This is a genomic window from Thermoproteus thermophilus, from assembly GCF_055392855.1.
In genome coordinates this window covers 545,430-571,035 of sequence record NZ_AP042466.1, presented here as the reverse complement: position 1 = coordinate 571,035, position 25,606 = coordinate 545,430, and the positions used below count along the sequence as shown (strand labels likewise).

Annotated in this window: 29 protein-coding genes, 1 tRNA gene and 1 pseudogene; 12 read left to right on the top strand and 19 right to left on the bottom strand. The window is 58.7% G+C overall.

The features are described 5' to 3' along the window. Nucleotides 1-5: 5 nt before the first annotated feature. Together ACZ5PA_RS03360 and ACZ5PA_RS03355 are read right to left on the bottom strand one after the other, a co-directional pair. Entirely contained in the window at nucleotides 6-1,415 is a 1,410-nt protein-coding gene (locus ACZ5PA_RS03360; protein WP_464930876.1) for an elongator complex protein 3, read from the bottom strand. A 15-nt stretch (nucleotides 1,416-1,430) separates the two neighbouring features. Next, nucleotides 1,431-2,006: a class I SAM-dependent methyltransferase gene (locus tag ACZ5PA_RS03355; RefSeq protein ID WP_464930875.1), complete on the bottom strand. Its 576-nt coding sequence runs from the start codon at nucleotides 2,004-2,006 to the stop codon at nucleotides 1,431-1,433. Nucleotides 2,007-2,260: 254 nt separating this feature from the next. Between ACZ5PA_RS03355 and ACZ5PA_RS03350 the strand changes: the two genes are divergently transcribed. Beyond that, entirely contained in the window at nucleotides 2,261-2,470 is a 210-nt protein-coding gene (locus ACZ5PA_RS03350; RefSeq protein WP_464930874.1) for a hypothetical protein, read from the top strand. 44 nt (nucleotides 2,471-2,514) lie between these two features. On the opposite strand, the gene ACZ5PA_RS03345 is transcribed toward ACZ5PA_RS03350, so the two are convergent. From ACZ5PA_RS03345 to ACZ5PA_RS03325, 5 genes are read right to left on the bottom strand one after another with little or no spacing between them, the layout of a single operon-like run. Next, nucleotides 2,515-3,003 carry a hypothetical protein gene (locus tag ACZ5PA_RS03345; protein ID WP_464930873.1) on the bottom strand — a complete coding sequence of 163 codons (489 nt, stop codon included), beginning with the start codon at nucleotides 3,001-3,003 and terminating at the stop codon, nucleotides 2,515-2,517. After that, the gene (locus ACZ5PA_RS03340; protein ID WP_464930872.1) at nucleotides 3,000-4,124 is read right to left on the bottom strand and encodes a DUF58 domain-containing protein; all 1,125 of its coding nucleotides are present in this window, start codon (nucleotides 4,122-4,124) and stop codon (nucleotides 3,000-3,002) included. Before ACZ5PA_RS03340 ends, ACZ5PA_RS03345 begins: the two co-directional genes overlap by 4 nt. After that, nucleotides 4,112-5,038 (bottom strand): AAA family ATPase, encoded by a 927-nt coding sequence (locus ACZ5PA_RS03335; RefSeq protein ID WP_464930871.1) that lies wholly within the window; start codon nucleotides 5,036-5,038, stop codon nucleotides 4,112-4,114. The genes ACZ5PA_RS03340 and ACZ5PA_RS03335 overlap by 13 nt, the downstream gene beginning before the upstream one ends. After that, nucleotides 5,035-5,871 (bottom strand): hypothetical protein, encoded by an 837-nt coding sequence (locus ACZ5PA_RS03330; RefSeq protein ID WP_464930870.1) that lies wholly within the window; start codon nucleotides 5,869-5,871, stop codon nucleotides 5,035-5,037. The genes ACZ5PA_RS03335 and ACZ5PA_RS03330 overlap by 4 nt, the downstream gene beginning before the upstream one ends. After that, nucleotides 5,855-6,955: a hypothetical protein gene (locus ACZ5PA_RS03325; RefSeq protein ID WP_464930869.1), complete on the bottom strand. Its 1,101-nt coding sequence runs from the start codon at nucleotides 6,953-6,955 to the stop codon at nucleotides 5,855-5,857. The genes ACZ5PA_RS03330 and ACZ5PA_RS03325 overlap by 17 nt, the downstream gene beginning before the upstream one ends. Before the next feature lie 603 nt (nucleotides 6,956-7,558). On the opposite strand from ACZ5PA_RS03325, the gene ACZ5PA_RS03320 reads away from it, so the two are divergent. Beyond that, nucleotides 7,559-8,539 (top strand): ornithine cyclodeaminase family protein, encoded by a 981-nt coding sequence (locus tag ACZ5PA_RS03320; RefSeq protein WP_464930868.1) that lies wholly within the window; start codon nucleotides 7,559-7,561, stop codon nucleotides 8,537-8,539. On the opposite strand, the gene ACZ5PA_RS03315 is transcribed toward ACZ5PA_RS03320, so the two are convergent. Together ACZ5PA_RS03315 and ACZ5PA_RS03310 are read right to left on the bottom strand one after the other, a co-directional pair. Continuing rightward, entirely contained in the window at nucleotides 8,526-9,407 is an 882-nt protein-coding gene (locus ACZ5PA_RS03315) for a hypothetical protein (protein ID WP_464930867.1), read from the bottom strand. The two genes, ACZ5PA_RS03320 and ACZ5PA_RS03315, sit on opposite strands and share 14 nt — an antisense overlap. Next, entirely contained in the window at nucleotides 9,407-9,580 is a 174-nt protein-coding gene (locus tag ACZ5PA_RS03310) for a hypothetical protein (protein WP_464930866.1), read from the bottom strand. The genes ACZ5PA_RS03315 and ACZ5PA_RS03310 overlap by 1 nt, the downstream gene beginning before the upstream one ends. A 105-nt stretch (nucleotides 9,581-9,685) precedes the next feature. Between ACZ5PA_RS03310 and ACZ5PA_RS03305 the strand changes: the two genes are divergently transcribed. The 3 genes and pseudogenes from ACZ5PA_RS03305 to ACZ5PA_RS03295 all read left to right on the top strand — a co-directional run bounded on the left by ACZ5PA_RS03305 (nucleotide 9,686) and on the right by ACZ5PA_RS03295 (nucleotide 11,306). Then, a tRNA-Tyr gene (locus tag ACZ5PA_RS03305) sits at nucleotides 9,686-9,800 on the top strand. A gap of 561 nt (nucleotides 9,801-10,361) precedes the next feature. After that, nucleotides 10,362-10,529, top strand: a pseudogene (locus ACZ5PA_RS03300) (Rieske (2Fe-2S) protein); the annotation flags it as partial. 288 nt (nucleotides 10,530-10,817) lie between these two features. Beyond that, nucleotides 10,818-11,306, top strand: a complete 489-nt coding sequence (locus tag ACZ5PA_RS03295) for a hypothetical protein (RefSeq protein ID WP_464930865.1) — start codon at nucleotides 10,818-10,820, stop codon at nucleotides 11,304-11,306. A gap of 25 nt (nucleotides 11,307-11,331) precedes the next feature. On the opposite strand, the gene ACZ5PA_RS03290 is transcribed toward ACZ5PA_RS03295, so the two are convergent. Further along, on the bottom strand, nucleotides 11,332-11,961 hold the full coding sequence (locus tag ACZ5PA_RS03290) for a nucleotidyltransferase (protein ID WP_464930864.1): 630 nt from the start codon (nucleotides 11,959-11,961) through the stop codon (nucleotides 11,332-11,334). A gap of 30 nt (nucleotides 11,962-11,991) precedes the next feature. Here ACZ5PA_RS03290 and ACZ5PA_RS03285 point away from each other — a divergent pair, with 30 nt between their 5' ends. Next, complete coding sequence (locus ACZ5PA_RS03285; RefSeq protein ID WP_464930863.1) at nucleotides 11,992-13,215, top strand: urease accessory protein UreH domain-containing protein; 1,224 nt, start codon at nucleotides 11,992-11,994, stop codon at nucleotides 13,213-13,215. A 2-nt stretch (nucleotides 13,216-13,217) separates the two neighbouring features. Here ACZ5PA_RS03285 and pdo read toward each other — a convergent pair whose 3' ends face one another. From pdo to ACZ5PA_RS03255, 6 genes are all read right to left on the bottom strand, one after another. Further along, nucleotides 13,218-13,958 (bottom strand): protein disulfide oxidoreductase, encoded by a 741-nt coding sequence (gene pdo, locus ACZ5PA_RS03280; RefSeq protein ID WP_464930862.1) that lies wholly within the window; start codon nucleotides 13,956-13,958, stop codon nucleotides 13,218-13,220. 18 nt (nucleotides 13,959-13,976) lie between these two features. Then, nucleotides 13,977-14,375, bottom strand: a complete 399-nt coding sequence (locus ACZ5PA_RS03275) for a hypothetical protein (RefSeq protein ID WP_464930861.1) — start codon at nucleotides 14,373-14,375, stop codon at nucleotides 13,977-13,979. Continuing rightward, a complete protein-coding gene (locus ACZ5PA_RS03270) occupies nucleotides 14,372-15,298 on the bottom strand; it encodes a malate dehydrogenase (RefSeq protein ID WP_464930860.1) in 927 nt (308 codons plus the stop codon). The genes ACZ5PA_RS03275 and ACZ5PA_RS03270 overlap by 4 nt, the downstream gene beginning before the upstream one ends. 76 nt (nucleotides 15,299-15,374) lie before the next feature. Further along, nucleotides 15,375-16,721 carry an FAD-dependent oxidoreductase gene (locus tag ACZ5PA_RS03265; RefSeq protein ID WP_464930859.1) on the bottom strand — a complete coding sequence of 449 codons (1,347 nt, stop codon included), beginning with the start codon at nucleotides 16,719-16,721 and terminating at the stop codon, nucleotides 15,375-15,377. Nucleotides 16,722-16,770: 49 nt separating this feature from the next. Beyond that, nucleotides 16,771-17,193: a thioredoxin family protein gene (locus tag ACZ5PA_RS03260; RefSeq protein ID WP_464930858.1), complete on the bottom strand. Its 423-nt coding sequence runs from the start codon at nucleotides 17,191-17,193 to the stop codon at nucleotides 16,771-16,773. 192 nt (nucleotides 17,194-17,385) lie between these two features. Continuing rightward, nucleotides 17,386-17,976: a 50S ribosomal protein L6 gene (locus ACZ5PA_RS03255; RefSeq protein ID WP_464930857.1), complete on the bottom strand. Its 591-nt coding sequence runs from the start codon at nucleotides 17,974-17,976 to the stop codon at nucleotides 17,386-17,388. Between the two features lie 75 nt (nucleotides 17,977-18,051). Here ACZ5PA_RS03255 and ACZ5PA_RS03250 point away from each other — a divergent pair, with 75 nt between their 5' ends. Beyond that, nucleotides 18,052-18,606, top strand: coding sequence for an XTP/dITP diphosphatase (locus ACZ5PA_RS03250; RefSeq protein ID WP_464930856.1), 555 nt, complete (start codon nucleotides 18,052-18,054; stop codon nucleotides 18,604-18,606). A gap of 16 nt (nucleotides 18,607-18,622) precedes the next feature. Then, on the top strand, nucleotides 18,623-19,453 hold the full coding sequence (locus ACZ5PA_RS03245) for a CBS domain-containing protein (protein ID WP_464930855.1): 831 nt from the start codon (nucleotides 18,623-18,625) through the stop codon (nucleotides 19,451-19,453). Here ACZ5PA_RS03245 and ACZ5PA_RS03240 read toward each other — a convergent pair. Then, a complete protein-coding gene (locus tag ACZ5PA_RS03240) occupies nucleotides 19,419-19,982 on the bottom strand; it encodes a hypothetical protein (protein ID WP_464930854.1) in 564 nt (187 codons plus the stop codon). The genes ACZ5PA_RS03245 and ACZ5PA_RS03240 overlap by 35 nt on opposite strands. A 76-nt stretch (nucleotides 19,983-20,058) precedes the next feature. Between ACZ5PA_RS03240 and ACZ5PA_RS03235 the strand changes: the two genes are divergently transcribed. The 3 genes from ACZ5PA_RS03235 to ACZ5PA_RS03225 are packed head-to-tail and all read left to right on the top strand — an operon-like array spanning nucleotide 20,059 to nucleotide 24,382. Then, nucleotides 20,059-22,857, top strand: coding sequence for a DEAD/DEAH box helicase (locus tag ACZ5PA_RS03235; protein ID WP_464930853.1), 2,799 nt, complete (start codon nucleotides 20,059-20,061; stop codon nucleotides 22,855-22,857). Nucleotides 22,858-22,877: 20 nt separating this feature from the next. Continuing rightward, on the top strand, nucleotides 22,878-23,891 hold the full coding sequence (locus tag ACZ5PA_RS03230) for a sugar phosphate transferase (protein WP_464930852.1): 1,014 nt from the start codon (nucleotides 22,878-22,880) through the stop codon (nucleotides 23,889-23,891). 35 nt (nucleotides 23,892-23,926) lie between these two features. After that, entirely contained in the window at nucleotides 23,927-24,382 is a 456-nt protein-coding gene (locus ACZ5PA_RS03225) for a vitamin K epoxide reductase family protein (RefSeq protein WP_464930851.1), read from the top strand. Here the strand turns inward: ACZ5PA_RS03225 and ACZ5PA_RS03220 are convergent, their stop codons facing one another. Beyond that, nucleotides 24,383-24,505 carry a hypothetical protein gene (locus ACZ5PA_RS03220; RefSeq protein WP_464930850.1) on the bottom strand — a complete coding sequence of 41 codons (123 nt, stop codon included), beginning with the start codon at nucleotides 24,503-24,505 and terminating at the stop codon, nucleotides 24,383-24,385. Nucleotides 24,506-24,580: 75 nt separating this feature from the next. Here ACZ5PA_RS03220 and cc1 point away from each other — a divergent pair, with 75 nt between their 5' ends. Further along, on the top strand, nucleotides 24,581-24,748 hold the full coding sequence (gene cc1 / locus ACZ5PA_RS03215; RefSeq protein ID WP_013680911.1) for a DNA-binding protein CC1: 168 nt from the start codon (nucleotides 24,581-24,583) through the stop codon (nucleotides 24,746-24,748). A 33-nt stretch (nucleotides 24,749-24,781) separates the two neighbouring features. Here the strand turns inward: cc1 and ACZ5PA_RS03210 are convergent, their stop codons facing one another. Beyond that, a complete protein-coding gene (locus ACZ5PA_RS03210) occupies nucleotides 24,782-25,597 on the bottom strand; it encodes a putative RNA uridine N3 methyltransferase (protein WP_464930849.1) in 816 nt (271 codons plus the stop codon). Between the last annotated feature and the right edge of the window lie 9 nt (nucleotides 25,598-25,606).

Sequence of the window (25,606 nt, the reverse complement as noted above, 5' to 3'; positions counted from 1 at the left end):
GACGGCTAGCCTAGCTCCTTGCACATATAGGGGCCGCACCTCTCGTAACCCAGTTTTTTGAAATAAGGCCTAGCGCCGACCCCCGCGATGACGGCTATTCGCCTATACGAGCTCTCGAGGGCCGCCTCCTCGGCCAGCTCGACCAGCCTCTTGCCTATGCCCTTGTGTTGGACTCCCCAATAGCTCCTAGCCCCTATCGGCACCTCGGCGCCGTAGACGTGCACCTCCCTTATCAGCGCGGTCCTCCTATTCAGCTCGGGCCTCCAAGGCCTCGCCGGGATCCTCAGCCTCAAGATGCCGTATAGCGAATCATCGCCTCCCACTGCCTCTATGAAGAACTCGAGGCCTCCGCTGGCCTCGTACTCATATCTCCTATAGCTGATGGCCTCGTCGACGCGTTTGCCGTGTATGGCCCTTATCCCCACCTCCCTACACCTTATTTCTTGGCAACGGAGCCCCAGCCTCTCGACCTCCCGCTCCACGACCTCCCTCACGTTGCCCCAACGCGGCCCGTCGACAACGTGGTGTAGCGGTATGTCGCGGCCGAGCCTCATGACTCTCGCCCAACGAGGAATCGACGCGTATATCTTCGCCAGAAGCCAACGCCAAGTCTCCTCGTCATATGTCTTGTACTTGCCGGACTTCCACCACTCGTAGAGCTCCGTCCCCGGCACCACGAGCGTCGGGTATATCTTCACGCAGTCGGGCATGAACCGAGGGTCCGAGAACGCGGCTTTTACCATCTCCAGATCCCTATCGGGGTCGTTGCCGGGCAGGCCCGGCATCAAGTGATAGCACACCTTATAAGCCGCGTCCTTCAACAAGGCCGTGGCCTCGGCCACCTCCTTAATGCCATGTCCCCTCTTGACGAAGGCCAACACGTCGTCGTATAGCGACTGGACGCCGAGCTCCACCCTAGTGACGCCCATGGCCAACAAGTCGTCTATCTGGCCTTTGCTGAGGTAATCGGGCCGCGTCTCCACGGTCAACGCCACGAGCCTCATGATCGCCTCCTCGTTCCTCGCGTGTTCCCCCTCTATATCGACGAAGGCCGACGCTGACGTCCAGTGCGGGTAGTCGTTGAGGGCCTTGAATATGTTCCCCACGAACCAGAACCGGTATTGTCTCGGAAGCGCCGTGAAGGTGCCGCCCATGATTATCACCTCGATCTTAATCGGTGTGTGGCCGCCCGAGAGGTAGTTGGAGATCCTCGCGACGACTTGTTTATATGGATCGTACTTGGCTCTAGAGGCCCTCATCACAGCCGGCGAGTCCGGCAGATATGATTTGGGCACGCCCTTAGCCGCGGGGCAGAATACGCACTGGCCGGGACAAGGCGCAGGCCCCGTCATCACGGCCACGACGTGAACTCCGCTGGCAGCCCTCACGGGCTTCTTCACGAAGGGGATCTCCACGGTATTGCCGACCGGTTAATTAATCCTCTCGACGACCGCGAAGAGGTTCCATCGCCTCCCCCTCCTGATATAGCCCACGCTTAACGCCTTGGCGCCGGCCGAGGCGATCGCGTCGACCAGATCGGAGATAGTGTAAGCGTAGTACACCCTCACGGCCTCGGCGCGCCACCTCCAGGGGATGAGCCTCGGGCTTCCCCCGCCGCCAGGGATGAGCCAAAAGGTCGCCACCAAGCGCCTCCCCACTCTGACCGCCTCGCGAATAGCCGTCGTGAGGGCCGAGGGGGGCAAATGGTGGTACACCGCCACGGCGTGCACTACGTCGAACGACCGATCCCTGAAAGGCAACATGGTAGCTTCGCATAACACCGATTCGGAGCCCGGCGGCACGAGCTCCTCGGCCAGATCGCAGTGTACCACATAGGGGTACTCGGTCTCCAGGTACCGGGGCTGGGGGCCCAGCCCCGACCCGACGTCGAGAGCCTTAACGCCGAATTGGGCTATATCCGCTGTGGGCAAAGGCGTTTTCCTAGACTCCCTGTAGGCCCTCGATATTGCTCTGTAGGCCTCGCGCGATTTCGCGGCCCAATCCACGATCTGGAGCACTTCTTAATATATAGCGCGGCGGCCGCGAGGGCTCAGCGCCGGTAGTAGCTCGTCACCCCTCGGTACATCCCGCACTCAGCACGTTGAGAAGGAGCTCCAAGTTTTTATCCCACACGCCATAATGCCTCGTGATGAGTCAAGGGCGCTGCCGCCTTGTGAGGAGTACGGCGAAGTGCTGACGTAAAACTAATGGAATATCTGAGATATCTATGTCCCATTTTTGCGGGAGCCGAGCGGATCTCGTGGATTTCTGGTTATTGAGGCTACACGGTAGATATTCGTCGAGGGGCAAGCCTCCTTTTAAGGTCGAGAGGCTGAGATGCGCCAAGTGCGGCTCAGAGATATCTTGGGACGACGCGGGGTACATAAGGATAAGCGGGGGGAGAATCGTGGCGTATTGTCCCAAATGCCTCGAGGAGGACTTGAGGACTGTCGGCGTGAGGATCGCGTAGTCAGATCCGCCTTCCCTATCACCTATCAAGATCTCCGACCCGCATCACCGTTTTTTATATCCGAGGAGCAATATTAGGATTACGGCGAGGGATGTAGCAGATAGGGCCAACGCGATGTCGGGCGGCGTACGCGGTAGGCTCCAGACGGCGTACGACAAGGCGTGGGAGGCCGACAACGCGGCGGCAGACCAGAGCGAGACCGTCAGCTCGGCCTTCGCGAAAGCCCGCGCGACCTCGTCGGCGTTGTACCCCCTCGCTAACAACTCACCTTTGAGCCTATCCGCCTTGTTGCCGTACAACGATAAGAACGCGGCCAACTCGGCCAAGGGGGAGAACAACGCAGCGCTTGAGAGCGCCAGCGACAAGAATGAGGCCATATAGACCGCGGCCGCGAGGAGGCCGGCGCGGCCAAAGGCGATGAGGCCGACCGCCGAGAGGGCCGCCGCCAAGAGCCCGAGCGGACCATGCGACGAGACGCCTATGATCGCGACCGCGGCCGTGAGCGCGACGGCAGCTATCAAGAGGGGCCTCATAGGAGCGCCAAGACCCTTGCCGGCGGCTCTAGAGGGGGCGACCAGACTATCTTATACGCGCAAAACAGCCTACTCACGCCGCCTGCGAACAATTTTGCCAAGTCGGCGAAGGGCCCCCTTATCGGGGCCACCTCGACTACTAAGACCTTCTTGGCCCTCGTGCAGAGGGCTCCGACGTATTCTCGGCTAGGCCTACAGGATATGTATATGTATACATCGGCCTTAGGCGGCGTTGGCATATGCCGCGAGGGCCTCAAGTCGAGCTCCATGAGGGCTTTCCTGAACGTCTTAAGGCCAGCCGGCGAATCGGTCGGAGGCAACGAGACGCCGCTGGGCACCACGAGGAGGCCCACGGGGAGCCCCGCCCTCACAGCTGCGTGCGCTATGCTCAAGGCCAACGACGCTCCGTGGCCCACCGCGTCTGGCCTACAACCCGTGTCCAACACTATGTAGATCGTGCCGCTGCCCTCCTTCAACGTCTCGTTCACGTGCAGGACGCCCGTCTTCGCGTACGCCTTCCAGTTCACGAGCTTGTAAGGATCGCTGGGCCTATACTCCCTCACCTCGAAAAACTCGGCTGAGTGCGGGCCCGCCAAAAGGCCTGGAGCCCTCGGCGTCCCGACGCTGGACGCGAGCGCCCTCATCTTGGCCGGGACCAAGTAGGGCGACACCTCCACGGCCCCGACGCTGGCTCGGCCCCTCGCGGGCCTGGAGAGGTGGAGCGGGTAGAAGGCCCAATCGACGTCGGGCAACCTTCTACGCCCCGGGACTCCCGCTATGGCCTCGGCCGAGGCGAAGCCTCTGCGCGACACGTAGATCGCGCCGACCGCCGGCCTCTCGACGACGAGCCTCCTATCGTCGAACGCGTTGAAGAGAAAGATCCCCGGGACGTTCGACGAGACCTCGAGCTCTAGACGGAGCTTGTCCTCGACCCTCAACGAGCTCTCGAGCAGGCGGGCCCTCACGTCGATTCGCCAGTCCCTTCCGTAGACTAAGTAGAAAGCCGCGAGAATCGCCAACGGGAGCACAGCTGAGGGCAACAGCTGAGGCTTTTTGGCGAATATGAGCAAGGCCAACGCCGGTATCTCCAAGACGAGAGCGTACCGCGTTATCTCCTCCATTTCGGCGCCGGGATCTTGGCCAGATACTCCCGCACTATCGAGCGGGGGTCGACGCCCATGAGCTTGTGCTCCGGCTTTAAGTATATCCTATGGCCCAACACGTCCGCGGCTAACGCCTTTATGTCGTCTGGTATCACGTAGCTCCTGCCCTGGATTAATGCATAGGCTCTTGCTATCTTGAGCAGAGAGGCCAAGGACCTCGGCGAGGGCCCCGCCAAAACTCTTCTGTCGGACCTGATGGCCGCGAACTCCGCGATGTAGTCTAACACCTCGTCGACCACCTCGACGTCCTCGACCTTGGCCATGGCGGCTAGGACGTCCTCCTTGTTCAGAACCGCGCGGGCGAGCGACGCCGGGTCGTCGGTCCTCCAAGAGAGCCTCTCCCTCAAGAGCCTCTTGTCGTCGGGATAGCCCAAAGATATCCTGAGCATGAAGCGGTCCAATTGGGCCTCTGGGAGGGGATACGTGCCCTCCAACTCGATGGGGTTCTGCGTCGCGAGCACGAGGAAGGGCCTATCGAGCGCGTAAGTCTCGCCCTCTATGGTGACCTGTAGCTCCTGCATGGCCTCGAGGAGGGCCGCCTGGGTCTTGGGAGGAGCTCTGTTTATCTCGTCGGCTAGGAGTATGTTGGTGAAGATAGGCCCCTTCACAGTCTCGAAGACCTCCTTCTCCCTTCGCCAGACCTTGGTCCCCACGATATCGCTTGGGAGCAAGTCAGGCGTGAACTGGATCCTCTTGAAGGAGAGGCCAAGGACTCTGCTGAAGAGCTTCGCCAAGAGCGTCTTGCCTACGCCGGGGACGTCCTCTATCAAGACGTGGCCTCCCGCTATCAAGGCCGCCATTATCTTCTCCACGACGTTCCTATCGCCGACATAGTATCTGCAGATCCAGTCAACCGCCTCCTTGAGGCTCATGCCCCCCTCAGCTTGGCCAACGCGGCCTCGAGGGCGGCTTTGCGCTCTCTCTTGTTCTTGGCCCTACCCAGCGCCATGGCTTCATTAACTGCGACCTCGAGGGGGATCCCCGCCAAGGCGTAGGCGTACGAGAGGACGGCTATCACCGCTTCCGCATCGCCCCTCTCGACATAGGCCTCTGCGATTTCCCTAAAACGTTTGTCGTCCGCCGCGATCCAAGCCCTCGCCGTTGTGGGTATATAATCCTCGCTTGCGCCTCCGCTCATGGCTATAGCCACGGCCGGCACTGAGATGAACGAGATGTACAATATATCGTTTGACACCTCCTCGGACAGCGGCGCGACCAAGAAGGCGATGGCAGAGAGCGCGCCGAGGGCCTCCAAGGCAGCGCCCAAGTGTCTCGGCCCGCGGCCGATCCGCCTCAAGGAGCTCCCTACAGCGATCAAGAGGGCGGGGATCCACAAGCTCTTAAGCGTCGGCGGCAAGAAGGGCGCCGTCAAGAATGCCAGAGCTGCGGTGAAGTAGAGTAGACGCGACGCGGCGAACAACACGCCGTCCTTGAGCCTTTCGGCGGCCGAGGCCAAGTAGCGCCCGGAGGCGAGGAGGGGCAAGGGCTCTACGATCCACGCGGCTCCGTCCACGAAGAAGTTGACGAAGCCTCTGGCAGCCAAGTAGACTGCCAAGGCAGTGAGGGCCGTCCGCGGCCTCCCCTCGAGGGCCCCGGCCCCTATCCGTAGCGACAACGATAGGGCCAGCTCGAACAACGGAAGCGGTAAGAAGAACGAGAACAATGCCACGACAGCGGCCGCCGCGACGTTACGGATGGCCCTCATGGACCAACCACCTGTAATACTTGGCGAAGTCTTGATAGGTCAAGGGCATATTGCTGTAGATGGCCCTCTCCACTATTTCGATAATATCAGCGGGAGCGCCCCTCGACCTCAATATCTCCCTGGCGGTCATCGACTGCGGATACGACTTAAACGCGTCGAAGAAGGAGTTGGCGACCTCCTTGTGCAGATCGGCGAGCTTTACGCGCAACGCTGTGCGCGCGCCCTCGTACTCGACGTAGATCCACACGTTACATGCGACGTCCGATACCACCACCAAGGCATTGCCTGAGGCCTCGGCGCAACAAGAGGCGGACAACTTCACGCCATTGCGCGCCGCCTCGACGACTAGGGGCACGCCGATAGGCCAAACGGGCGGGACGTCGTCCGATAAGGGCCACTTGATCAGCTCTTGCTTGACCGGATGAGGCAAATCTACCGACACAGACGGCAGTTCCGGCGAATAGGGGCGTTGAGGCTGGGCCGCGGAGGGGGCAAACGCCGAGCCCTCCTCGGCCGGCGTAACGGCCAGGCTCCGGGGAGCTTCGGCCTTCCGACCGCGGGGCCTAAACGCCAAGGCCGCCGCGGCCACGACGATGACGGCGGCTAGGAGAACCGCCAAGAGCGTAGGCGCAATTGTCACGGCCTGGCGCGCAGTCGCGGCTTGATGAGCGGCCCCTCCGCCTCCAATCGACGTCATAGAGGTCGGCGGGGTGCCGGCGGGCGCGGCGCGGTTTGCTTGAACAAGTAGGGAGGATGCGCGGACGAGGAGGGAGAGGAGCTCCGCTATGTAGTAGGAAATCCAAGCCGCGATCCCAGACAAGAAGAAGTACAGAAGGGAGAGAAGCCAGGCTATACAGTAGTAGAGCCAGGCCAGTAGCCCGAGCAGGGGATCGACTATGTATTTCAAGTACTCAGACAAAGGGGCGCTAGTCCGCAAGGAGCTGGGCGGGGGCGTGAATGCCGGCGCGCCGGAGCTAAACGGCAGAGATCCCCAACCGCTCGGGATCGCAGTATAAGGGGAGAGCAAGGAATAGAGCGAATAGGCGAAGGCCGCCAGAAGCGCCAACGCGACGAAGCGGCGCACGTATCTACACCTCGACGTATCTAAAAACATACTCCGGCTGTACGGGAAACCCGCGTTGGGCTTCGGCTGATAGAGGGCGACGTCTAAAAACGCGGAGGGATAATGGCCCATGTCGCGTGCGGCGAAGCTCGCGGCCGCCCTCTCGGTATAATGCACGCCACTGTGATGGGGGCCGTCCGGGATGCTCGCGGCCCAAACGCTCGATAGGTCCTCCGCCTAGCTGGTCCTCGAGATGCGCTTGGACGCGATATGCGGAAGGTGTGTCGAGCGGTAGCATAAGCAGAGCCGGGGCGTCCAGAAGCTTCGAGCAGTCGCCGATCTGCGGCCTCCTCAGCCGTTGCTCATCGCGACCAAGAGCTCCCGATAAGCCATGCTCGACGCGTCGCCGTCTATCGAGAACAAGTAGCGCAAGTCGGGTGAGGGAGGGCTCCGCGGCGGCAAACGGCGAGGCGATCCGGTACGTCCTGAAGCCGGTGCCGGCCGGGCGTTGGCGAAGAGACCTCCACTACGAGGCGGAGCTCGCTCCGGCTAGGTTTAAGCGCTCGCGAGGGCGCGCGAAGACGTCTCGGGCTCACGATTTTAAGGTTGGGCAAACGCCTCCTCGTGTTGTTGATCCGGGAGCGCGAGGTCGACGAGCTCGTCTCGTTCGACGACGCGATAAAGGCCGTGGAGGACGGGTTTAAGCTGTTGGCCAGCGGCGGCGCCGTCAATTTGCCGAGGCGCCGAGCCGTGGCTGAGGGCGCCGTGCTCCACGTACTACAAGGGATCGTCCTAGGCGACTACAGAGTAGCCGGCTTGAAGACGTACTTGAGCACTAGGCGCGGCGCCAGATTCGTCGTGGTGCTCTTCGGCCTAGACAGCGGGGAGCCCCTCGCCGTTATAGAGGCCGATAGGCTCGGCCAGCTGAGGACCGGCGCGGCCAGCGCAGTGGCCACCAAGCACATGGCCAGGAGGGACTCGTCCGTGTTGGGCATCGTGGGTTCCGGGGTGCAAGCCAGAGCCCAGTTCGAGGCGTTGAGCAGAGTCCTCGACTTGAGGCTCGTCAAGGTAATGAGCAGAACTCGCCAACACGCCGAGGATTTCGCTAGGTTTATAAGGTCCAAGGGCATAGACTCAGCGGTCGTGGACGATTACGGGGAAGTCTGCAGAGGGGTCGACGTCTTGGTCACGGCGACTAACTCCAAGGACCCGTTTATAAGGGGCTCATACATAGGCCCTGGTGTGCACGTGAACGCCATAGGCAGCAACTGGGCTAATAGAGCCGAGCTCGCGCCCGACGCGGTCCTAAAAGCCGACGTCATAGCAGTCGACGATTTAGCCCAAGCCAGGGAGGAGGCCGGCGACTTGATAATGGCGGGCAACGCCGTCTGGCAAAAGGCGATTCCGTTGGCCGATATCGTTGTCGGGAAGGCCAAGGGCAGGCCGAGCGACGGCTCTGTGACGATATTTAAATCGCTCGGCATCGCCGTAGAGGACCTAGTGCTCGCCAAGCTGGTCTACGACAAGGCCGTGAGGGAGGGGAAAGGGGTCGAGGTCGAGTTCAAGGGCGTCGATATGCGTAGATTCGGCGCTACAGCTCTCTGAGCTCCTCCGCGGGCTTATACTCGATCCTCAAGATCAGGGGGATCGACAAAGCCGTCAACAAGGCCGTCCACGCGATTGCCGACAAGACGCCGTAATACAACGGCGCGGCTTTATCCACCATGAGGCCCGCGCCGGCTTCGTACCTCATTATGAGCTGGCTCGGCAGATAGTCCATGCCGGCGTAGACAGCGGCTATGGCGCTTAGCATCGCCGTGAACGGGTTTATCAACAAGGCCCAGCTGGGCATGTTGAGGTAGAGGTATGTGAAATACGACACGTACGTCAACATCATAGGTATGAAGGACATCCTCCCGACGTGTCTGGGGCTAGTGTTAAGCGCGATTACCCCCATTAAGAACAATAGCGACTGCATGAACAGAAACGCAAGGACCGATAGCCCGAACACCTCCGCGAGGCCGAGCGCCGGATCTTTCGGCAACACCGAGGACAAAGCCGCGTCGAGTCCGTGATGCCTAAAGCCGATGTAGAACAACGACGCTATCAACGCGATCAACAAGGACGAGAGCGCCAACGACGGGATTATCATGGCCAAATAATAGGAATAAATCAACTTTCCAGGAGTCAGTTTGCCGTATCTGCGCAGATACGCTATACCCCCCGTCTGGTACACCAACGCGTAGAGCAATCCCACGAAGACGCCGGAGGACACGTAGACGACGAAGAAGGGAGTCCAGGCGGCCGTGTAATACCTCACGGCCTCGTCCAAATACGGGCGGGGGATCTCGACGAAATCCTTATTGAACACGAAAGCGCCGAGCAGAATCCACATCAACGACCACGCGAAGCCCCAGAACCACAAGTTCTCGTTCTTAAGCTGTGAGGAGACTAAGTACTTGGCCAAGCCCATCACCCCACCAAGCCGTATAGCTTGTTCAAGCTTCCCATCTCGGCGAATTTAACGCTTGCGCCCTTGACGATGGAGTAGGGCTTGCCGTTGACGTATACGGTGAGCGCGCCCTTGCCTCCCCCTCCACGAAGCCCGGTAACGCGGGGCCTATCGCCTCCGCTGAGCCGACGCAATCGCGAATGCGGCGTCGCGCCCTCGGCGAACAGCCGGAGGGGCTCGTTGGATCGCCCTTCGCGGCATAAAGCTTAAAAACGTAACGGAAAATCTGATAACGGACGCGGCCCGTAGCTCAGCGGTGAGAGCGCCCGGCTGTAGACAGCCCCTGGGGGCACACCGCACGAAAGCCCCCAGGCCTGTAGCGGGCGGTCCCGGGTTCGAATCCCGGCGGGCCGATAGTTTCCACCAGCATTGCGCCCTATTACGTAAACCAATAACTGTAATCCCCTCCTTATCATGTGTCGTCTCGGCCCAGTGCGCAGACCCCTCTATGAGCAAAGCCCGAGCGTCGTGATAGGGTCCAGGCGCTTATGCTCTTTCAATCAATTTCTGCAAAGCATAAAGGCCGTCGGCTGGCTAACGCTCGATTCCGCTAGCGGCATCTCGCCTTATCGCGCGTTTTAACACATGCCGTCGGCCCTCTTAATGCCATAGGCCATGGCCTTCGAGCCTCTTCACGGCCGTTTGGCGCGATCGGTTATATGGCAACGATCGCCGTGAAGGTCGCCCCTCGTATATGCCGCTATAGCCCTTTTTAATACTCGATGGGCAAAACCGGCGATAGCAGTCAATCACCAAGCCGATCCTTAGCGAATTACAGACTTATAGCCAGACGCCGTTGCGCCAAGACGGTGTAGTATTAACGGCGCTGGATATGAAGACCATATAGAGCCTTTAATATACATAAAGCAATAACGCGGCCTAGGCATGTGGGCGAGGACTATATAGACAGCCGCATTGGAAAAGGCCAAGGCGGTTGCCGTTAAGATAGACTACAGAGCAGAGGACAAAGTCCAGAGCAAGATCGTGTTCATCGCGTATGTAGATGGCAACCTTTATGGGATAGACGCCGTATGTAGCCACGCTAGGTGCATACTGGGCGTATTGGATGAAAAACCCATATCGCAGTACACTCCTAACTACGAGCCCAAGGGCTACTAGCTTCTCGTGGTATATCTGCTTGCCCTCGAGGACGAAATACCCCATGTCCGCGGCGTTTTGTTCGACATGTCATAGACGCTTAGACAGACGGAAGCGCGGTGAAGGATTGTGGAGGATGCCGGCAACGAAGGCTGGGGCGAGGCCGGACGGACCAAGGCATCTCGGGCGTGCCTATATCTGGTTACTTACGACGATCTCTCCCTGCTAGTCCATCGTCACTTCACGCTTTAAATCCCGAGTGCGCACAACGTCGTGAAGCCCGACGGCATTGCGCCGTTCGTGCGCCTCGGGGATATCCTCAAGGCCGCCAGAATCGTGGCGGGCATGGGCGGAGCTACGCCCCCCGAGCGCTTCTACGAGCTCTGGGGCGATTACGCGTTCGTCGTGATAAAGACGGCCCAAGCGTTGGGCGTGCTGAGGCCGGCTAAGAGGAGGAAGGGCGGTAGGGTCCAAGAAGTCTTCGTCTTGGACGTAGCGGGCATCTCGCTCTTGAACGTTGCGGAGGAGAGGTGCCTTCTCGACGCGCGCCTCAACGGAGGGAGGCTGAGGATATCGACGCCTTTCGGAGCCCTCGACGCGGAGCTCTCTACGAGCTCGCTTCTATCGCTTGCCTACAATATATCCGGCGCTTGCGGAGAGGATCCCCGCGTCTTGTACAACAAGCTCAAAAGGGCCGTCGAGAGAGCCCTTAAGGCCTCACGGGGCTTGGAGAAATGGCTGGCGCACGGCGGGGGCCTTTAGCGATTCGTCGTCCTCGGCCGCGAGCTCAGCAACATAAATACTCTATATACCTCTCCGCGAGCCAATCGAGCTCCTCGTCTAGATCGTCGGCGTAGATCAGCCTCCCCTCTTTCAACACTCTGCCGAGCGTCCCGCGATCTGCCACATCGTTTACCACGAGCCTTTCCGGCGGAATGCCCAGCTCCGCCGAGAGCTCGGCGGCTAGCCTAAGCCTTTCCTCAACGCCGAGCGGCCTATCGGCCCTTACGGCTATCTCGCCTCGGCTTAGGGAATAGGCGGCCTTGACCCCGGCGGACTTAAGGGCGTACCTAACGCCCTCGTTGGACTCAACTGCGGGGTACCTACGCTTCACGGCCCTCGCGATTTTCTGTATGAGCTCCACGGCGTCTTCGGCCACCCTCTCGGCCGCGTCAGGGTCCTGCGTCCGGTGCAAAGATCTGGCCGTCTTGAGCACCTCCGCCAACTTAGCCGCGTCGTCTGCGCCGAGCGCGCTCCCCGCCAACGCCAATGGGAGGTCCTCGCACCTCTCCGGTCTCGGAAGCCCGAGCTCCACGACGGCTCTGGCGGCCACTTCCGCGAGCGACCTAGCGGCCACATAGGCCCTCCACATTTTACCCCAGCCCGAGGCCTCGGCTATTCTCCTCAAGACCTCCATAAAATTAAAAATAGATAACGAAGTTAAGTAATGCGGCTCTGGCTCCTCGTCTTGTTGTTGGCGGGGCTGGCCTTAGCCGGCGCCTATACCTCGCTAGGAGGTCTGCAGTTCTACGAGGCGTCTAGTCTTCAAGACCTTAACGCCTATCTAGCCTCACACCAAGGGCCTACGCTTATATTTATACACGAGGAGGGCTGTCCCGGTTGTAATTACATGATAACACAAGTATTCACGAACTACGCGGTAATCTCGACGTTGTCTCGTCTAAACCTCATCGCCGTCGACATAACGTACGTCCCCATAAGCTACGTGTCGGTCTATATAGACGGCCCAGTTTTCGTCGTCGAGAATGGACAGGCCGGATATACTGGGTCGTACCGCGGCCCCTACTCGGTGCCCATAATCGGCACGCCGATGATTCTATTCGGCTACTCGACCGATGGAAAGTTCTACTTGAAGGGCCTATTGCTGGGGGCCCTGCCGCCGCAGAGCTTCTTGCAGTTCCTCGACGCGGCTCAGTCGCAGAGCGCGACGTCGGCCAACGCCGCACATAGCGGCGGCAATATCTTGTTCGCCACCTCTGTGGCCTTCGCCGTGGGGGCCGCCAGTGTTCTCTCGCCGTGCGTCCTCCCGATGCTGACAGTAGGCGCCGTGGCCGTGGCGGCGAGGCGTAGCCTCTGGAAGCTGTTGTTGGGCATGGCTCTCTCCTTCAGCGCGTTGGGGGTCATGGTCTCCGCGCTGGGCCAGATCGCCTCCGGCTTCAAGACGGCTCTGGAGGCGGTCGGGGGCGTTGTGTTGGTAGCGCTCGGCCTAGTGATGGTAACGCCGTCTTTGGAGCGGAGGTTCGTCATGTCGATGTCGGGTCTTCAAACCAAGGCCTCCAAGACCGCGAGAAACGCGGGGGATTTCGCATTGGGCCTCTCGCTGGGGGCTGTGTGGACGCCGTGCGTGGCGCCGTTTATGGGCTTGGCGGCGGTCTCTGCGCTCATATCCGGCAACTTCCTAGAGGGCTTCGCGATAATGTTGGCCTACGCCCTAGGCCTCGCCGCGGCTCTCTACGCGATCTTCAAGGCCATCTCCAGATGGGGGAGGAGGGCCGCCCTCAAGTCGATGGGCTTGAGCAAATGGGGAAGGCGCTTGGAGCTCATCGTAGGCGTTGTATCGATAGCGATAGGCGTGCTCCTATTAGGCGAGGCGGCCGGGCTGGGGCTCTGGAGCTCCCTCTTCGGAGGATTCCAGAGCTTGTTCGTATAAAATTACAAAACTCCCGCGTACTCCTTGACGCGAGCCAAGAGCTCGTGTTCTGGAGGAACTCCAACGAACTCCATGTTGCCCATCGGGTCTCCCTCCCTCAACAATATCACCGCGGGCACGCCGGTAACGCCGTATTGATCGGCTATGTCGGGGTTCTCGTACGCCTCGACCATAATCGAGACCACCTTGCCCTTGCTCTCGAACGCGAACATATTGGCCAACAAAACCGCGTATGGACAATAGGGACACGACGGGGTGACCACCGTCATCACGTATACCCTTTTCTGCGCCTTCTCGGCCAAGGCGGCTAGCTCGTTCTTGGTCCTGGCTCTGAGGCCAGTCCTCTTAGTGGAGAGCCTCACGATCGTCTCTATGAAGGCCCTGACCTCCTCGCCGAGAGGCGCGCCCCAATATTTTATGAAGCCGTCGCCGAAGTATATGGCGGGGACTCTCGACGGCTCGACGCCGAACTTGGCGACGGCCTCGTTGTCCTTAGCCACGTCGTATTTCCTCACCACCAGCTTATCGGGAGGGGCCAGTTGTTGTAGCAAATCGAGGAGCTCCTCGGTGGGGACGCACCAGTTCGTCTCCCTGCCTCCGCAGTTATCGCTGTGGAAGAAATTGATCTCGACCGGTGAGTCCATCTGGGCCAAAGTCTCCTTGATTATCTCCTTGGTCTCCTCGTCGACCTCGATATGCGGCACCTCCACGGGCGCTGGGCCTATGGGTGTTGCCTCAGCCATGGAGCTCTTGTCCGTATGTCATTTTTTACTTTTTCGACTCCTCTTTCTACTCGACTTCTTGCTCTTTTTCCTCTTCTTTTTTCTACTACGCTTTTTCTTGCGCCTCGGCTTAGCCTCCCTTGCCTCCTCCACTATCTTCTTAATGACGTCGAGTATCTCCTTGTACTTGGCCTCGAGGGCCTTGCTTACGGCTTGGAGGTCCAGCTCGTTCTCGCCAGTCCACGCCGATATGTCCAAGATGAGGCCGAGCCCGTCCACGTACCGCCAAGGATCGTGCGTGGCTGTGATTATGTCCCTCACAACGGCTTGCGTCAACTTCTTGTCCACTGGTATCTGGGCGTAGAGGTATCCGAGCTCCTTGTCGTGGACGATTCTAAAAACTAGGGGGCCTTGGACCTCGGCGATTACCTCGCTCACTTATATTGGCTCGGGAGCGAGTTTAATAGTTTACGTATGGCCTCGACGCTTTGGGCGAACTTGGCCCTCTCCTCCTCGCTCAGCTCCACCTCGAGCACCCTCGAGACGCCGCCTCTGCCCAACACTATGGGCACCTCGACGGGCACGTCGGATACGCCGTACTCGCCCTTCAACACCACAGACGCTATCAAGGCCCTCCGCTCGTCCCTCTTCACGGCCTTCGCCATCAACGCCACGCCGGCGCCGGGGCCCCAGTTCGAGGAGAACCCCCTCAGCTCAGTTATCCTCGCGCCCGCCTTGACCGTCTCGTCGACTACTTCCTTGAGCTCCTCCGGCCTTAACAACTTATCCAGAGGGACGCCGTAGACGAAGCTCTTGCTGGGCACCGGGAACATGCTCTCCCCGTGTTGGCCCAACACTATAGGTATTATCGAGGCCGGCGATATGCCCAGCTTCTGCCCAGCGTAGAAGGCGAGCCTCCCGCCGTCCAGCACGCCGCTGAAGCCTATCACCCTCTCCCTCGGGAAGCCCGTGGCCCTCCACATGACGTAGACCATGGCGTCTAGCGGATTCGTCGTTAAGATGACCACCGAGTCCGGAGCATGTTTCGCGATCTCCTTGCCTATGTTGTAGACTATCTCGGCGTTCTGGCCGAGCAGCTGTTCTCTGGTCATGCCGGGCTTTCTCGGAAGCCCCGCCGTGACGATCACCAAATCGCTGCCCCTCATGTCCGCGTAGTCGTTGGAGCCTGTGTAGTACACGTCCAGGCCCAGTATAGACGACATGTGGTTGAGGTCAAGAGCCTCGCCTTGCGGCAAGCCCTTCACGACGTCTATCAACACGATCTTGTTGTCCACGCCCATTAGGCCGAGCATCGCGGCGGTGGACGCGCCGACCCTCCCGCTTCCTACTATCGTTATCATAACGCAGGAGGCGCATAGGTATATAACGTTCGACTACGACTTTACGCCTCTTCCGATTCGCCTTTTGATAAAACGATTATAGCCTCCCCTTAGATAAAACTCTAGCGGCAACTATAAGCGGGTGCCACACGGGCGCGGTCGCCGGCATATAGCCTATGTCGGCGAAGAAGAGGTCCTCTATAGTCATCCCGCGTTCAATAGCCACGGCGGCGATATCAGCGTATGCGGCCACTACGTGGTCCCAGCCCAGCGCCTGGACGCCCAAGATCCTCCCCGAGGAGTCCGCCAGCATTTTCACGTGGACCTGCGCGTATCCCGGATAATACTGCGCCTTGGTCCTCGCCTTTATCACGGCCTTCTCGTACTTTATCCCAAGGCGTTGCGCCTCCTCCTCGCTGAGGCCGGTCCTGGCTATGTATAAGTCGAAGAACTTGGTGACAGCTGTGCCGACAACGCCAGGGAATCTTAACACGCGGCCCTTGACCGCGTTTCCGCCGGCGACTTGTCCCTCCTTGTTGGCAGAAGGTGCCAGCGGGATCCAGACCTTGCGCCCAGTGAGTTTGTGGACCTTTTCTGCCACGTCGCCCGCCGCGTAGACGTCGGTTGCGCTGGTCTCCATGTACTCGTTAACGGCGACGGCGCCCGTCTCGCCGAGCTTCGCGCCCGCTTTTAAGGCCAAGTCCACGTCGGGCCTAACTCCGACAGCCATGACGACTTTGTCTACCTTGTACTCCCCCTTCTCGGTGACCACGGCGGATACCCTTCCGCCGACGCCTCTGAACTCCACGACCTTCTCGCCGAGGTGCAACTCGACGCCTCTCTTCTTCATCTCGTCGGCCAAGATAGCGGCCATGTCGGCGTCGAGCGCGGCGGGGAGCAGCCTATCCATCATCTCGAACAAGACGACCCTCTTGCCGAGATGCAGCAAGGCCTCGGCGATCTCGACGCCTATATAGCCTCCGCCCACGATGCCGACCGTGGTCGCGCCCTCGAGCTCCGATTTTATGACGGGGACGTCGTCGGGCAACCTGACCGTCAAGATCCCCGATAGGTCGACGCCGGGTATTTTGGGCACCAGAGGCCTTGCCCCAGTCGCTATGATCAGCTTATCCCATTGGAGCTTCTCGGTGTTGTTGCCCCTGGAGATGACAACCGTCCTCTTATCGGGATCCACGTCTATGGCTTTAGTGTTTACTAGGACCTTCACGTTGCGCTCCTTCTCGAACTCCTCGGGCGTGTACGTCATAAGGCTCTTGTAATCGGGGACTACGCCGCTTATCGCGTACGGTATGCCGCAAGGAGCGTGGGTTATCATGGAGCCGGCTTCTATCATCGTTATCTCTGCGCTCGGGTCGAACCTACGTGCTCTGGCGGCAGCGGAGGCCCCCGCCGCCCCGCCCCCTATTATGACGACGCGGGTCATATAACCGCTATTCGACGCCTTTTTATAAGTTCTGGTGAGCCCTGAGCGCTTACGGGCGTTTGCAGTTGGCGTGCTCCAAGACCGATTCCACGAAGGACTTGAACTGAGGCGCCGTCATGAAGCCCGGGGCTATGCCCACGGGCCGCCCCTCGACGAAGGCCACCGTCGTGGGAGTCCCCATGATGCCCAACGAGGCGGCCAGCTGGTAGAACTCCTCTATATCGGCCTTGACGAAGTTAGCTACATCGCGGTACTTCTCGCCGACGTGCCGGAATATGGGATCGAAGGCGCGGCAATAGGGACAAGTCTTGCCGAAGAACATAACAAAGGCCACCTTGCACCCGTACACCGCGTTCTTCAACTGAGACCCCCTCACGACGTAACCTGCCTCGTAGCTCACAGAGCAACAACTGGGCCTTCTGGCGGAGAGCTCCACAGCCTTTTTCCACAAGAGTCTATCCAGCTCGTCCATCAGCGCTTCACTGTTTACCACATAAAAGTTTAGGCCCTGAACCGCATCGATGCCTCGTCGTATATCCGCTGGGGCTCCGGCCGGTGATAAGTTCAGCGTAGCCATGGCCGAGCGTATAAGTTCTGACCTTGACGACGTCTCTGAGTATTACGAATATTAGAAGAACATAACGATGGGCGGCGTAGGCGATAATCAGCTCTTGATGTGCTCGTAGCCGACGACGTAAATGCCGTCCACAACGCCGAGACCTCCCTCGCGGCCGTGAGGCGACGGCCTCTCGTCGCCGTGCAACTCGACGGCCCTTTCTATATTTGCTGCGAATTGGCTCACGACGTCTTTGTCCACGCCCTCGACCACGATATCCTCTTTGCCTTGTAGCTGGACCTTCACGCCTTTGGGTATCTCGAGGATTATCTTGGACTTACGGCCGAGGAAGTTCTCTATCGAGAGCTGGTTGCCTTGCACCTTGACGAGCATGGGGAAGTGGGTGTAGATCACCTTGAGCTTATACCTCCACCCCTTAGTCACGCCGAGGAAGGCGTTCTTGAGCTCTCCCTTTATTGTGCCCAATATGGCGTACTCCCTCTTCCTCGCTCCGAACACCTCGAGGACGACCTTGCCGTCCGAGATCGATATAAACACAGGGATGTTCCTATAGGTCCTCTCGATGGAGCCCATGGGCCCCTTTACGACGATTCTGTAGTCGAACTGCCCTATCTTCTCCACGTTGACGGACACCCCTTGGGGCACCTCCAACTCCTCCCTCGCGTAGCTCGTGTACACGTCGACCCGAAGCGCTGCCGTTTTAAAGTTTTATAGCCGTCGTAATCGATATTAACCGGCGCGTCCTCGTCGTCGGTGAGGATATACTTGGCCACGTCCAACAGCCACAAGTTGGCCGAGGCCCGCTACGTCTTAAGCAAGTACTCGATAGAGGTGGAGCAGAAATACGTGAAGAAGCTCGAGGTGCAGGCCGACGACGTGGAGAAAATAGCGGCAGAGGCCGCCGAGAGGTTGTGCGAGCAAGGGGAGGACCTCACTGTTGTGGAGGACGCGGGCCTCTACATAAAGGCGCTTAACGGGTTCCCGGGACCCTACTCCGAGTACGTCTACAGGACTCTGGGAATTCCCGGCGTCTTGAAGCTGATGGCGGGCGTGGGCGATAGGTCTGCGTATTTCAAGTCGGCCGTGGCGATCTGCGCCGGGGGCTCCGTGGAGGTGTTCGTCGGAGTCGTCGAGGGCTTTATAGCGGAGGAGCCCAGAGGCTCCGGCGGGTTCGGCTTCGATCCTATATTCGTTCCCCTCGGCTCGCGGAGGACCTTCGCCGAGATGACGCTAGAGGAGAAGAGCGAGGTCTCACACAGAGGAAAGGCCTTCAAGGCGTTAGCCGAGTGGCTGAAGAGATATAAATAATGGCGTAAATGAACACATGGAGATTTTGTCGATTCCGCTGGCTGAGGTCGCTACTAAGAACGTCGTCACGATAGGGGAGAGGGAAAAAGTGGTCGACGCTCTGCGCAAAATGGTAGAGCTCGATATAAGGAGGCTCCCCATAGTGCGCGACAAGACCCTCGTCGGCATAATAACAGCGCTTGACATACTTGACGCAATATATACCTCTGTGGAGTCCGGGAGCAAATCGCTTTACAGCGACGTCTATATGCGCCCGGCTATAGAGCTGGCCACCCGGAACGTCATAACGGCCAAGCCCAACATGACCGTGGGCGAGGCCATATCGCTCTTCTTAAAACACAACTTCGGCTCTATGCCTATTGTGGACGAAGGGGGCAATTTGGTCGGCATATTCACCGAGTGGGACGCAATGAAGATAGTGGCGCAAGCCGGCTTCCCGCACCAAGTAAGGGACGTTATGACGCGCATAGTCTACGTCCTCACCAAGTACTCGACGGTGATGGACGCGCTCGAGGGGATAACTGTGTACAGATTCCGACGCTACCCCATAGTCGACGAGAAGGGAAAAGTTATAGCAATGTTGCACGCTAAAGATATCCTGAGGTACTTCGCCGAAGAGTCCACCCTCAACAAGGCGAAAGAGGGCGAGATCGACGAGATAGTCAACGAATACGCGATAAACATCGCCAGGTCGCCGATTTTCTTGGCCAGTCCCGACGACTACGTGACCGACGTGGTCAAGAAGATGTTGGAGTTCGACGTCGGGGGCGTGCCCGTGGTCGACAGCCAGAGCGGCAACGTGATAGGGCTGGTCACCGAGAAGACCCTGCTTCTCTTGTTCGCTTGAGGACCTCTAAGAGGAAAAGGCCCGCGATCGTTATCGACAAGGCTACCGTTAAGGCGCTCAGCGCGGCCGTGATAATTCCTAAACTCGGGCTCAATGCAGCTCCCACAATGCCACTGACTACTTTACAATCTAAGCGAAGCGAGTTGAACTGCATGATGTTCACGAGCCCTTGGCTCTGCCTCGATTGAGGTTGTTGATAACAGCTTAACGAGTAGCCGGGCGAGGCCACGTAGGCGACCACCATGGGCTCGTTGGTTACGCAAGTTATGGAGAACCCGTCGGGCCCGGTGGTGAGAGAACAAGCCGATGTGGGGTAGCTCACGCCGATTATAGCAGAGTAGTACTTACCGGATACCGGATAGAGCAATACGTTATAGGCGGCGTTGGGCACCCGGTAGGCGGTTCCGTTAACCACCAACGTGCTTCCGTTGAATGAAACCGGTATAGTCGCGTTGGGGCCCACGAGCAGCGGGTACTGGACGGCCAAGGCTAGGGCGGGCAACAACAGCGTCAACAAAGCCGCGCGCATGGCGGCTCAACGGGACTAATTTATATATTATCCCATCTATCGAAAAACGTTTTTATTTCCGGGGGGCTCCGCCGTCGTGGTTTTCGCCGCGTTGCACGAGGCGATCAGAAGCGCTTTGCTCGAGCGCGGCTTCGCCGAGCCGACGGAGCCGCAGAGATTAGCGATACCGTTAGTGCTCGAGGGGCATAACGTGTTGATAATAGCTCCGACGGGCTCGGGCAAGACGGAAGCTGCTGTATTGCCGGTCTTGTCGAAGCTGTTGGAGCTCGGCCCCAAGGAGCCCGGCATATACGTCTTGTACATAACGCCGTTGAGGGCGCTGAACAGGGACTTGCTGGATAGGCTCAAGTGGTGGGGGTCCAGGCTGGGCATAGCCGTAGACGTGAGGCACGGAGATACTGACGAGGCGGATAGGCAAAGGCAGAGCAGGAACCCGCCGCATATGTTGATCACAACGCCGGAGATGCTCCAAGCGATCTTGACGGGGAGGAGGCTCTTGGAGCACCTCAAACAGCTCAGATGGGTGATAGTAGACGAGGTGCACGAGTTGGCCGAGGACAAAAGGGGCGTCCAGTTGAGCATAACCCTAGAGCGGCTGCGGTACCACGTCGGGAGGGATTTACAGATAGTGGGCCTTTCGGCCACAGTGGGCTCGGTCGACGAGGTCGCCAAGTTCCTCTTCGGCATCGGGAGGCCCTATAAGGTAGTGCAGGTGAACATAGTCAGACACATGAAGCTGGACGTCGTGAGGCCGATGTCGACCGATAAGGACCGAGAGGAGGCCCAAAGGCTCTCCCTGCACGAGGACGTAGTCGCCAGGTTGAGGACAATAAGAGAACTAGTGGAGAGCCATAGGACAAGCCTCATCTTCGTCAACACTAGGAGCATGGCGGAGCTCCTCGGCTTTAGGCTGGCCCAAGTCTACCCAGACCTCCCCGCGTCCGTCCACCACTCCTCGCTCTCTAAAATGGTGAGGTTGTCCGTCGAGAGCGGCTTGAAGAACGGCTCGCTCAAGGCGGTCGTGGCCACCTCGAGCCTCGAGCTGGGGATCGATATAGGACACGTGGATCTAGTCATACAATACCTCTCGCCGCACCAAGTAGTGAGGCTGGTCCAGAGGGTCGGCCGTAGCGGCCATAGGCTCACGTCGGTGCCGAAGGGCGTGATAATATGCGATGACATAAACGACGTGTTGGAGGCCTTCGAAATCGTGAGGAGGGCCAAGGCGGGCCGGCTCGAGGCGACGAAGGTGCCCAATAAGCCATACGACGTCTTGGCAAACCAAGTCGCGGCCTTCCTAATGCTCAAGCCGAGGTGGAGGCTCCAAGAGCTCTACGAGGTTATAAGGAGGGCGTACCCCTACAGAGACTTGACGCTGGAGGAGCTGAGGAGGGTCGTGAGGTTCATGGGCCAGCTCAAGCCGAGGCTAGCGCTGTACTTCGAGGAGGACGACGTGGTGGTGAGGCCCCGTAATCGGGGCTTCTTCAAGTATTTCTTCGAGACGTTGTCTATGATACCCGACGAGAGGCAATACGCGGTGATCGACGCCAAGACGGGCGAGTTGATAGGCACTCTAGACGAGGCCTTCGTGGCCGAGTACGGCTCCCCGGGCGTGAAGTTCGTGTTCAGAGGAAGGCCTTGGCTCATAACCGAGGTGGACGGGCGGGCCGTCAAGGTGGTCGAGGTGGACGACCCCTCGGGGGCTATACCCAGCTGGGTCGGCGAGGAGATACCAGTGCCCTTCGACATAGCGCAAGGCGTCGGCGCTTTGAAGAGGGAGTTGAGGAGCCTTAACGATAAGGAGGAGGCCACGAGGAGACTAATCGAGATGGGCATGTCAGAACAGACGGCCCGGTACGTGGTCGACGAGTTGTACAAACAACCGGCCGACTTGCTCCCCGACGATAAGACCGTGGTGGTCGAGCAGTTCTCCGACAACATAGTAGTGATCCACGCCCATCTCGGAACTCTGGCCAATAGGACTTTGTCGAAGTTGCTGGGAGAGCTCTTGATAAAGGAGTTGGAGGTGCCGATCGGCTTCCACCAAGACCCCTACTCGGTCATAGTCCAGTCCTCGCGCAAGCTGGACGCTGAGGTCGTAGCGAAGGGCCTCTACAAGCTCGCCGGCCTACAGCCGATGGAGCTCGCCGAGTTGGTCAAATCTGCGCTCATAAAATCGGGCTCTTTCAAGAGGAGGTTCCTCTACGTGGCGAAGAGGTTCGGGGCTGTGGACAAGGAGGCGGACATATACAGCGTGAGCATAGGCAAACTCGTCGAGGCCTTCAGCGGCACGCCCGTCTTCGACGAGGCCCTTAGAGAGGCGTTGGAGCAAGACCTCGACTTGGACTCGCTTTGGCGCGTCCTCCAGGATATCAAGGACGGGAAAATCGCGGTCAAGGTGGCCAGGGGCCCCACCTATTTGGGCAAAACGGCCTACGACAAACTGGCCCACAGACTCGAGATAATACCGCCCGAGAGGATGAGGAGGCTCGTGTTGGAGAGCGCCAAGGCCAGGCTCTTAAACACTTCTATGCTCTTCGTGTGCGCCGAATGCGGATGGACTGGCTTGATGAAAGTGGGGGAGATCTACGACGTGAGATGTCCGAGATGCGGAGGGCCTGTCGGCGTCGTGAGGTACTTCTCGACGGACAACGTGGAGAGGGAGGTCAAGAGGAGGGCCGAGGAGGTGGCGAGGACCAAGGCCTTGCTCGAGAGACATGGATGGAGGGCGCTCTACGCGCTCGCCAGCAGGTTGCCGATAGAGGCCGTTGAACATCTGCTCTCTAAAATAAACGGCGCCGATCTCAACAAGCTCACCGAGGTTGTCATCGAGGCCGAGAAGGAGTACTTAAAGGCGAGGCTCTTGGAGAATTAAATAAAAGGCGCTTTAAGCACATGGAGTTGGCTTTGACGGGCGAGTTGAGGCCGAGGTTGTTGATACCGGCGCCGTTGGCTATCGTGGGCGGCTTCAGAATCGCCGAGTTGGCCGCTCTGGCCTTATGTAATAAGGCGGATAAAGTGATCGTATACGTCGAGGGCCCGGACCTAGGGCTCCCCCTCTCTTTGAGCAGATACTGTCACGTCGAGATCAAATACGGCGAGTTGCCCAACGACGTGCCGAAGGTCGACGTGACTATCGCTCCTTATTTGTTGAAGTCCCTCTCGGTCGACTGCGGAGGTAAACGCGCGGATCTGGGAGGAGATCCGATTAAGGGTTGCGAGCCCTTAGAGACCTACGCCGACTTGATCGCCAACAATTTGGAGATAATGAAACTAGCGATTGACAAGCTCAAGGAGCTCAACGTGGAGTTGGTCAAGGGGGATGTAAGAGGCGTAGTCAAGGGCGAGGTCGTCGTGTGGGGCAAAACACACGAGTACACCTACGTATTAGGGCCGGCCGTGATAGGCCCCGACTCGGAGGTGCTCCCGTTCTCCTACGTGAGGCCCGGCGCCGCGTTGTACTACGGCGTGAAGGCGAGGGACGAGGTAAAGAACTCCATCGTGGACGCGTTCGTCCACAAGGAACACCACGGCTATCTGGGCGACAGCTACGTATCGGCGTTCGCGAACCTCGGAGCAGGCACCACCGTGTCCAACTTGAAGAACACTTTAGGGCCCATAAGGCCTAGCTACAGCAATAGGGAATACCCCAAACTGGGCCCGATCATCGGCGAGTTCGTGAAGACGGCCATCGGCTCACTGATATACGGCGGCAAGTACATAGGGCCTATGTCGCACGTGTACGGTCTCGTGGACAGAGACGTCCCGCCGTTGTCGGTATACAAGAACGGCGCAATAACGCCGATGGATAAATCGAAGGCGGCTAAGTTTATCGAGAGGGATCTATCCAGATTCGGCCTAGCCCACAAAGTCGATATATATATGAAGACGTTGGCAGGGCTCGTCTAGCGAAATAGTAAAAATATCGGTCAGAGCCCAAGCCCATGGGGCGGAGGGCGTGGTTCGTTCTACTCATCGCGTTCTCTATCGGCGGCTTGATCTCCTCGGCCCTCGTCCTCTATATGTGGTACGTGCTGGAGACCGCGCCGCCCGGGTGTTATCTGCCTAGCAGAATACTGCCCGGCGTGACGATCGACTGCGTCAAGGTGTTGACAAGCCCTTACTCGCACGTCGGCCCGATACCGTTAGACGGGCTCGCCGCGGCGTGGTTCGCTGCAAATATCGTCATGGTGGCCGCGTATTTCTACGCCAACAACCGCGGCTTGCTCAAGGCGCTTTTCTATTGGCGACTGGTGGGGCTCGCGATATTGCCCTATCTGCTCTACGTCGAGTTCGCGGTGCTCGAAGCCCTCTGTCTTTATTGTACAATGATGCATATATTTATTATAATAGATTTTGTATTAATAACTTTATTTATAAAAAGAGTTAGATTTATATAATTATTTCTTTTCTTTTTTCTTTTTCTCCTTCTTGCCTTGCTCCTCGCCACTTGTCTCGATGCCTAGCTTTTTCGCCTCTTCCTCCGACGTCATGAACAAACTAGTCCTCTGCCTTCCGCCCATGCCCCTTCGCGTATACTGACCCTAAAAACTTTTTTCTTAACCGCTAGAGGTATATATCTAAGCGTTCGGAGCGACATGCCGCAGAAGCTGAAGTTCTACGACATAAAGGCCAAACAAGCGTTCGAGACCGACAAGTACGAGACCGTCGAGAAGAACACAGCCCGCGGCCCCATGATATTCGCCGTGGCCACCTCGCCGTATACCGGCATAAAGGTCTGGAGGCTGATCGGCAAGAAGAAATAAGGGGGCAAACCCTCCTTTTTCCCTCAACTCTTTTTACCTCCTCTTTATGGGTACCCCTGCGCTACAGACGCTTGCGTAATTGAGAAGGGCCAAGACCGCGAAGATGGCCTCCTCGGTCCTGACAGTCTCAGCCCCTTGCCTCGGGATGAAGTTGAGGAAAAGGCCCTTGAGCTCGACCCCCTCGGCCTTGGCTATCTCGTCGACGCCTGCCCTCGGCCCTCCAAAGACTACGAGCGTGCGCCCAACGGGCCTGGGGAGGCCTTCGCATATCGAGCGGCCCTCTTTCCCGGTATATATGACCGTGTCGTAGCCCTCGGCCAGCTTGGCGAATGGCTTGACCTCGACTTTATACCCCCAATAATCGGGGGGTTTCTTGAGGACTATTGCCCTAAATATGTCCGGTCTATCTGTCTCGGCCTCTATCTTGACCGCCAAGCGGGAGCCTATGGGATAAGGCTTGGGGACCTTGGCGTATTTCCCAGCGCCTATATATACTAGGGAGTAGTAGCCGTCCCACCGCTCTACGACGCCCTCGACCACATCGCCTACGGAGGGGTCCTTGGGGGCGAGATGGCTGGGTATCTTCAAAGGGGGTAGAAGACCCGCTAGCCTGAGCCTCTTGTCTAGCTTGAAGACGCGCCTTCTGAGATGGGGAGGCGTCGCCGCGTATTCCAACAACAGCCTCATCTTCTCCACCTCGTCCCAGTCCACATTGCCGCCGTAAGTGTATATCAAAATCTTCTCAATCCTAAAGACAGCGGCCGCCCTCGCTATATACCCCAACTTCCTCACCTTGCTCTCCTCGTCGGGAGCCTCGGACAAAATGTCGTGAGGTATCGCGAAATCCACGACGGAGCT

What these genes read in the sequence shown, in the direction of transcription:
- ACZ5PA_RS03345 (WP_464930873.1), bottom strand. Translation starts at nt 3,003, where the DNA reads ATGAGGCCCCTCTTGATAGCTGCCGTCGCGCTCACGGCCGCGGTCGCG.
- ACZ5PA_RS03340 (WP_464930872.1), bottom strand. Translation starts at nt 4,124, where the DNA reads ATGGAGGAGATAACGCGGTACGCTCTCGTCTTGGAGATACCGGCGTTG.
- ACZ5PA_RS03335 (WP_464930871.1), bottom strand. Translation starts at nt 5,038, where the DNA reads ATGAGCCTCAAGGAGGCGGTTGACTGGATCTGCAGATACTATGTCGGC.
- ACZ5PA_RS03330 (WP_464930870.1), bottom strand. Translation starts at nt 5,871, where the DNA reads ATGAGGGCCATCCGTAACGTCGCGGCGGCCGCTGTCGTGGCATTGTTC.
- ACZ5PA_RS03315 (WP_464930867.1), bottom strand. Translation starts at nt 9,407, where the DNA reads ATGGGCTTGGCCAAGTACTTAGTCTCCTCACAGCTTAAGAACGAGAAC.
- ACZ5PA_RS03290 (WP_464930864.1), bottom strand. Translation starts at nt 11,961, where the DNA reads ATGGAGGTCTTGAGGAGAATAGCCGAGGCCTCGGGCTGGGGTAAAATG.
- ACZ5PA_RS03285 (WP_464930863.1), top strand. Translation starts at nt 11,992, where the DNA reads ATGCGGCTCTGGCTCCTCGTCTTGTTGTTGGCGGGGCTGGCCTTAGCC.
- pdo (WP_464930862.1), bottom strand. Translation starts at nt 13,958, where the DNA reads ATGGCTGAGGCAACACCCATAGGCCCAGCGCCCGTGGAGGTGCCGCAT.
- ACZ5PA_RS03270 (WP_464930860.1), bottom strand. Translation starts at nt 15,298, where the DNA reads ATGATAACGATAGTAGGAAGCGGGAGGGTCGGCGCGTCCACCGCCGCG.
- ACZ5PA_RS03265 (WP_464930859.1), bottom strand. Translation starts at nt 16,721, where the DNA reads ATGACCCGCGTCGTCATAATAGGGGGCGGGGCGGCGGGGGCCTCCGCT.
- ACZ5PA_RS03260 (WP_464930858.1), bottom strand. Translation starts at nt 17,193, where the DNA reads ATGGACGAGCTGGATAGACTCTTGTGGAAAAAGGCTGTGGAGCTCTCC.
- ACZ5PA_RS03245 (WP_464930855.1), top strand. Translation starts at nt 18,623, where the DNA reads ATGGAGATTTTGTCGATTCCGCTGGCTGAGGTCGCTACTAAGAACGTC.
- ACZ5PA_RS03240 (WP_464930854.1), bottom strand. Translation starts at nt 19,982, where the DNA reads ATGCGCGCGGCTTTGTTGACGCTGTTGTTGCCCGCCCTAGCCTTGGCC.
- ACZ5PA_RS03230 (WP_464930852.1), top strand. Translation starts at nt 22,878, where the DNA reads ATGGAGTTGGCTTTGACGGGCGAGTTGAGGCCGAGGTTGTTGATACCG.
- ACZ5PA_RS03225 (WP_464930851.1), top strand. Translation starts at nt 23,927, where the DNA reads ATGGGGCGGAGGGCGTGGTTCGTTCTACTCATCGCGTTCTCTATCGGC.
- ACZ5PA_RS03220 (WP_464930850.1), bottom strand. Translation starts at nt 24,505, where the DNA reads ATGGGCGGAAGGCAGAGGACTAGTTTGTTCATGACGTCGGAGGAAGAG.
- cc1 (WP_013680911.1), top strand. Translation starts at nt 24,581, where the DNA reads ATGCCGCAGAAGCTGAAGTTCTACGACATAAAGGCCAAACAAGCGTTC.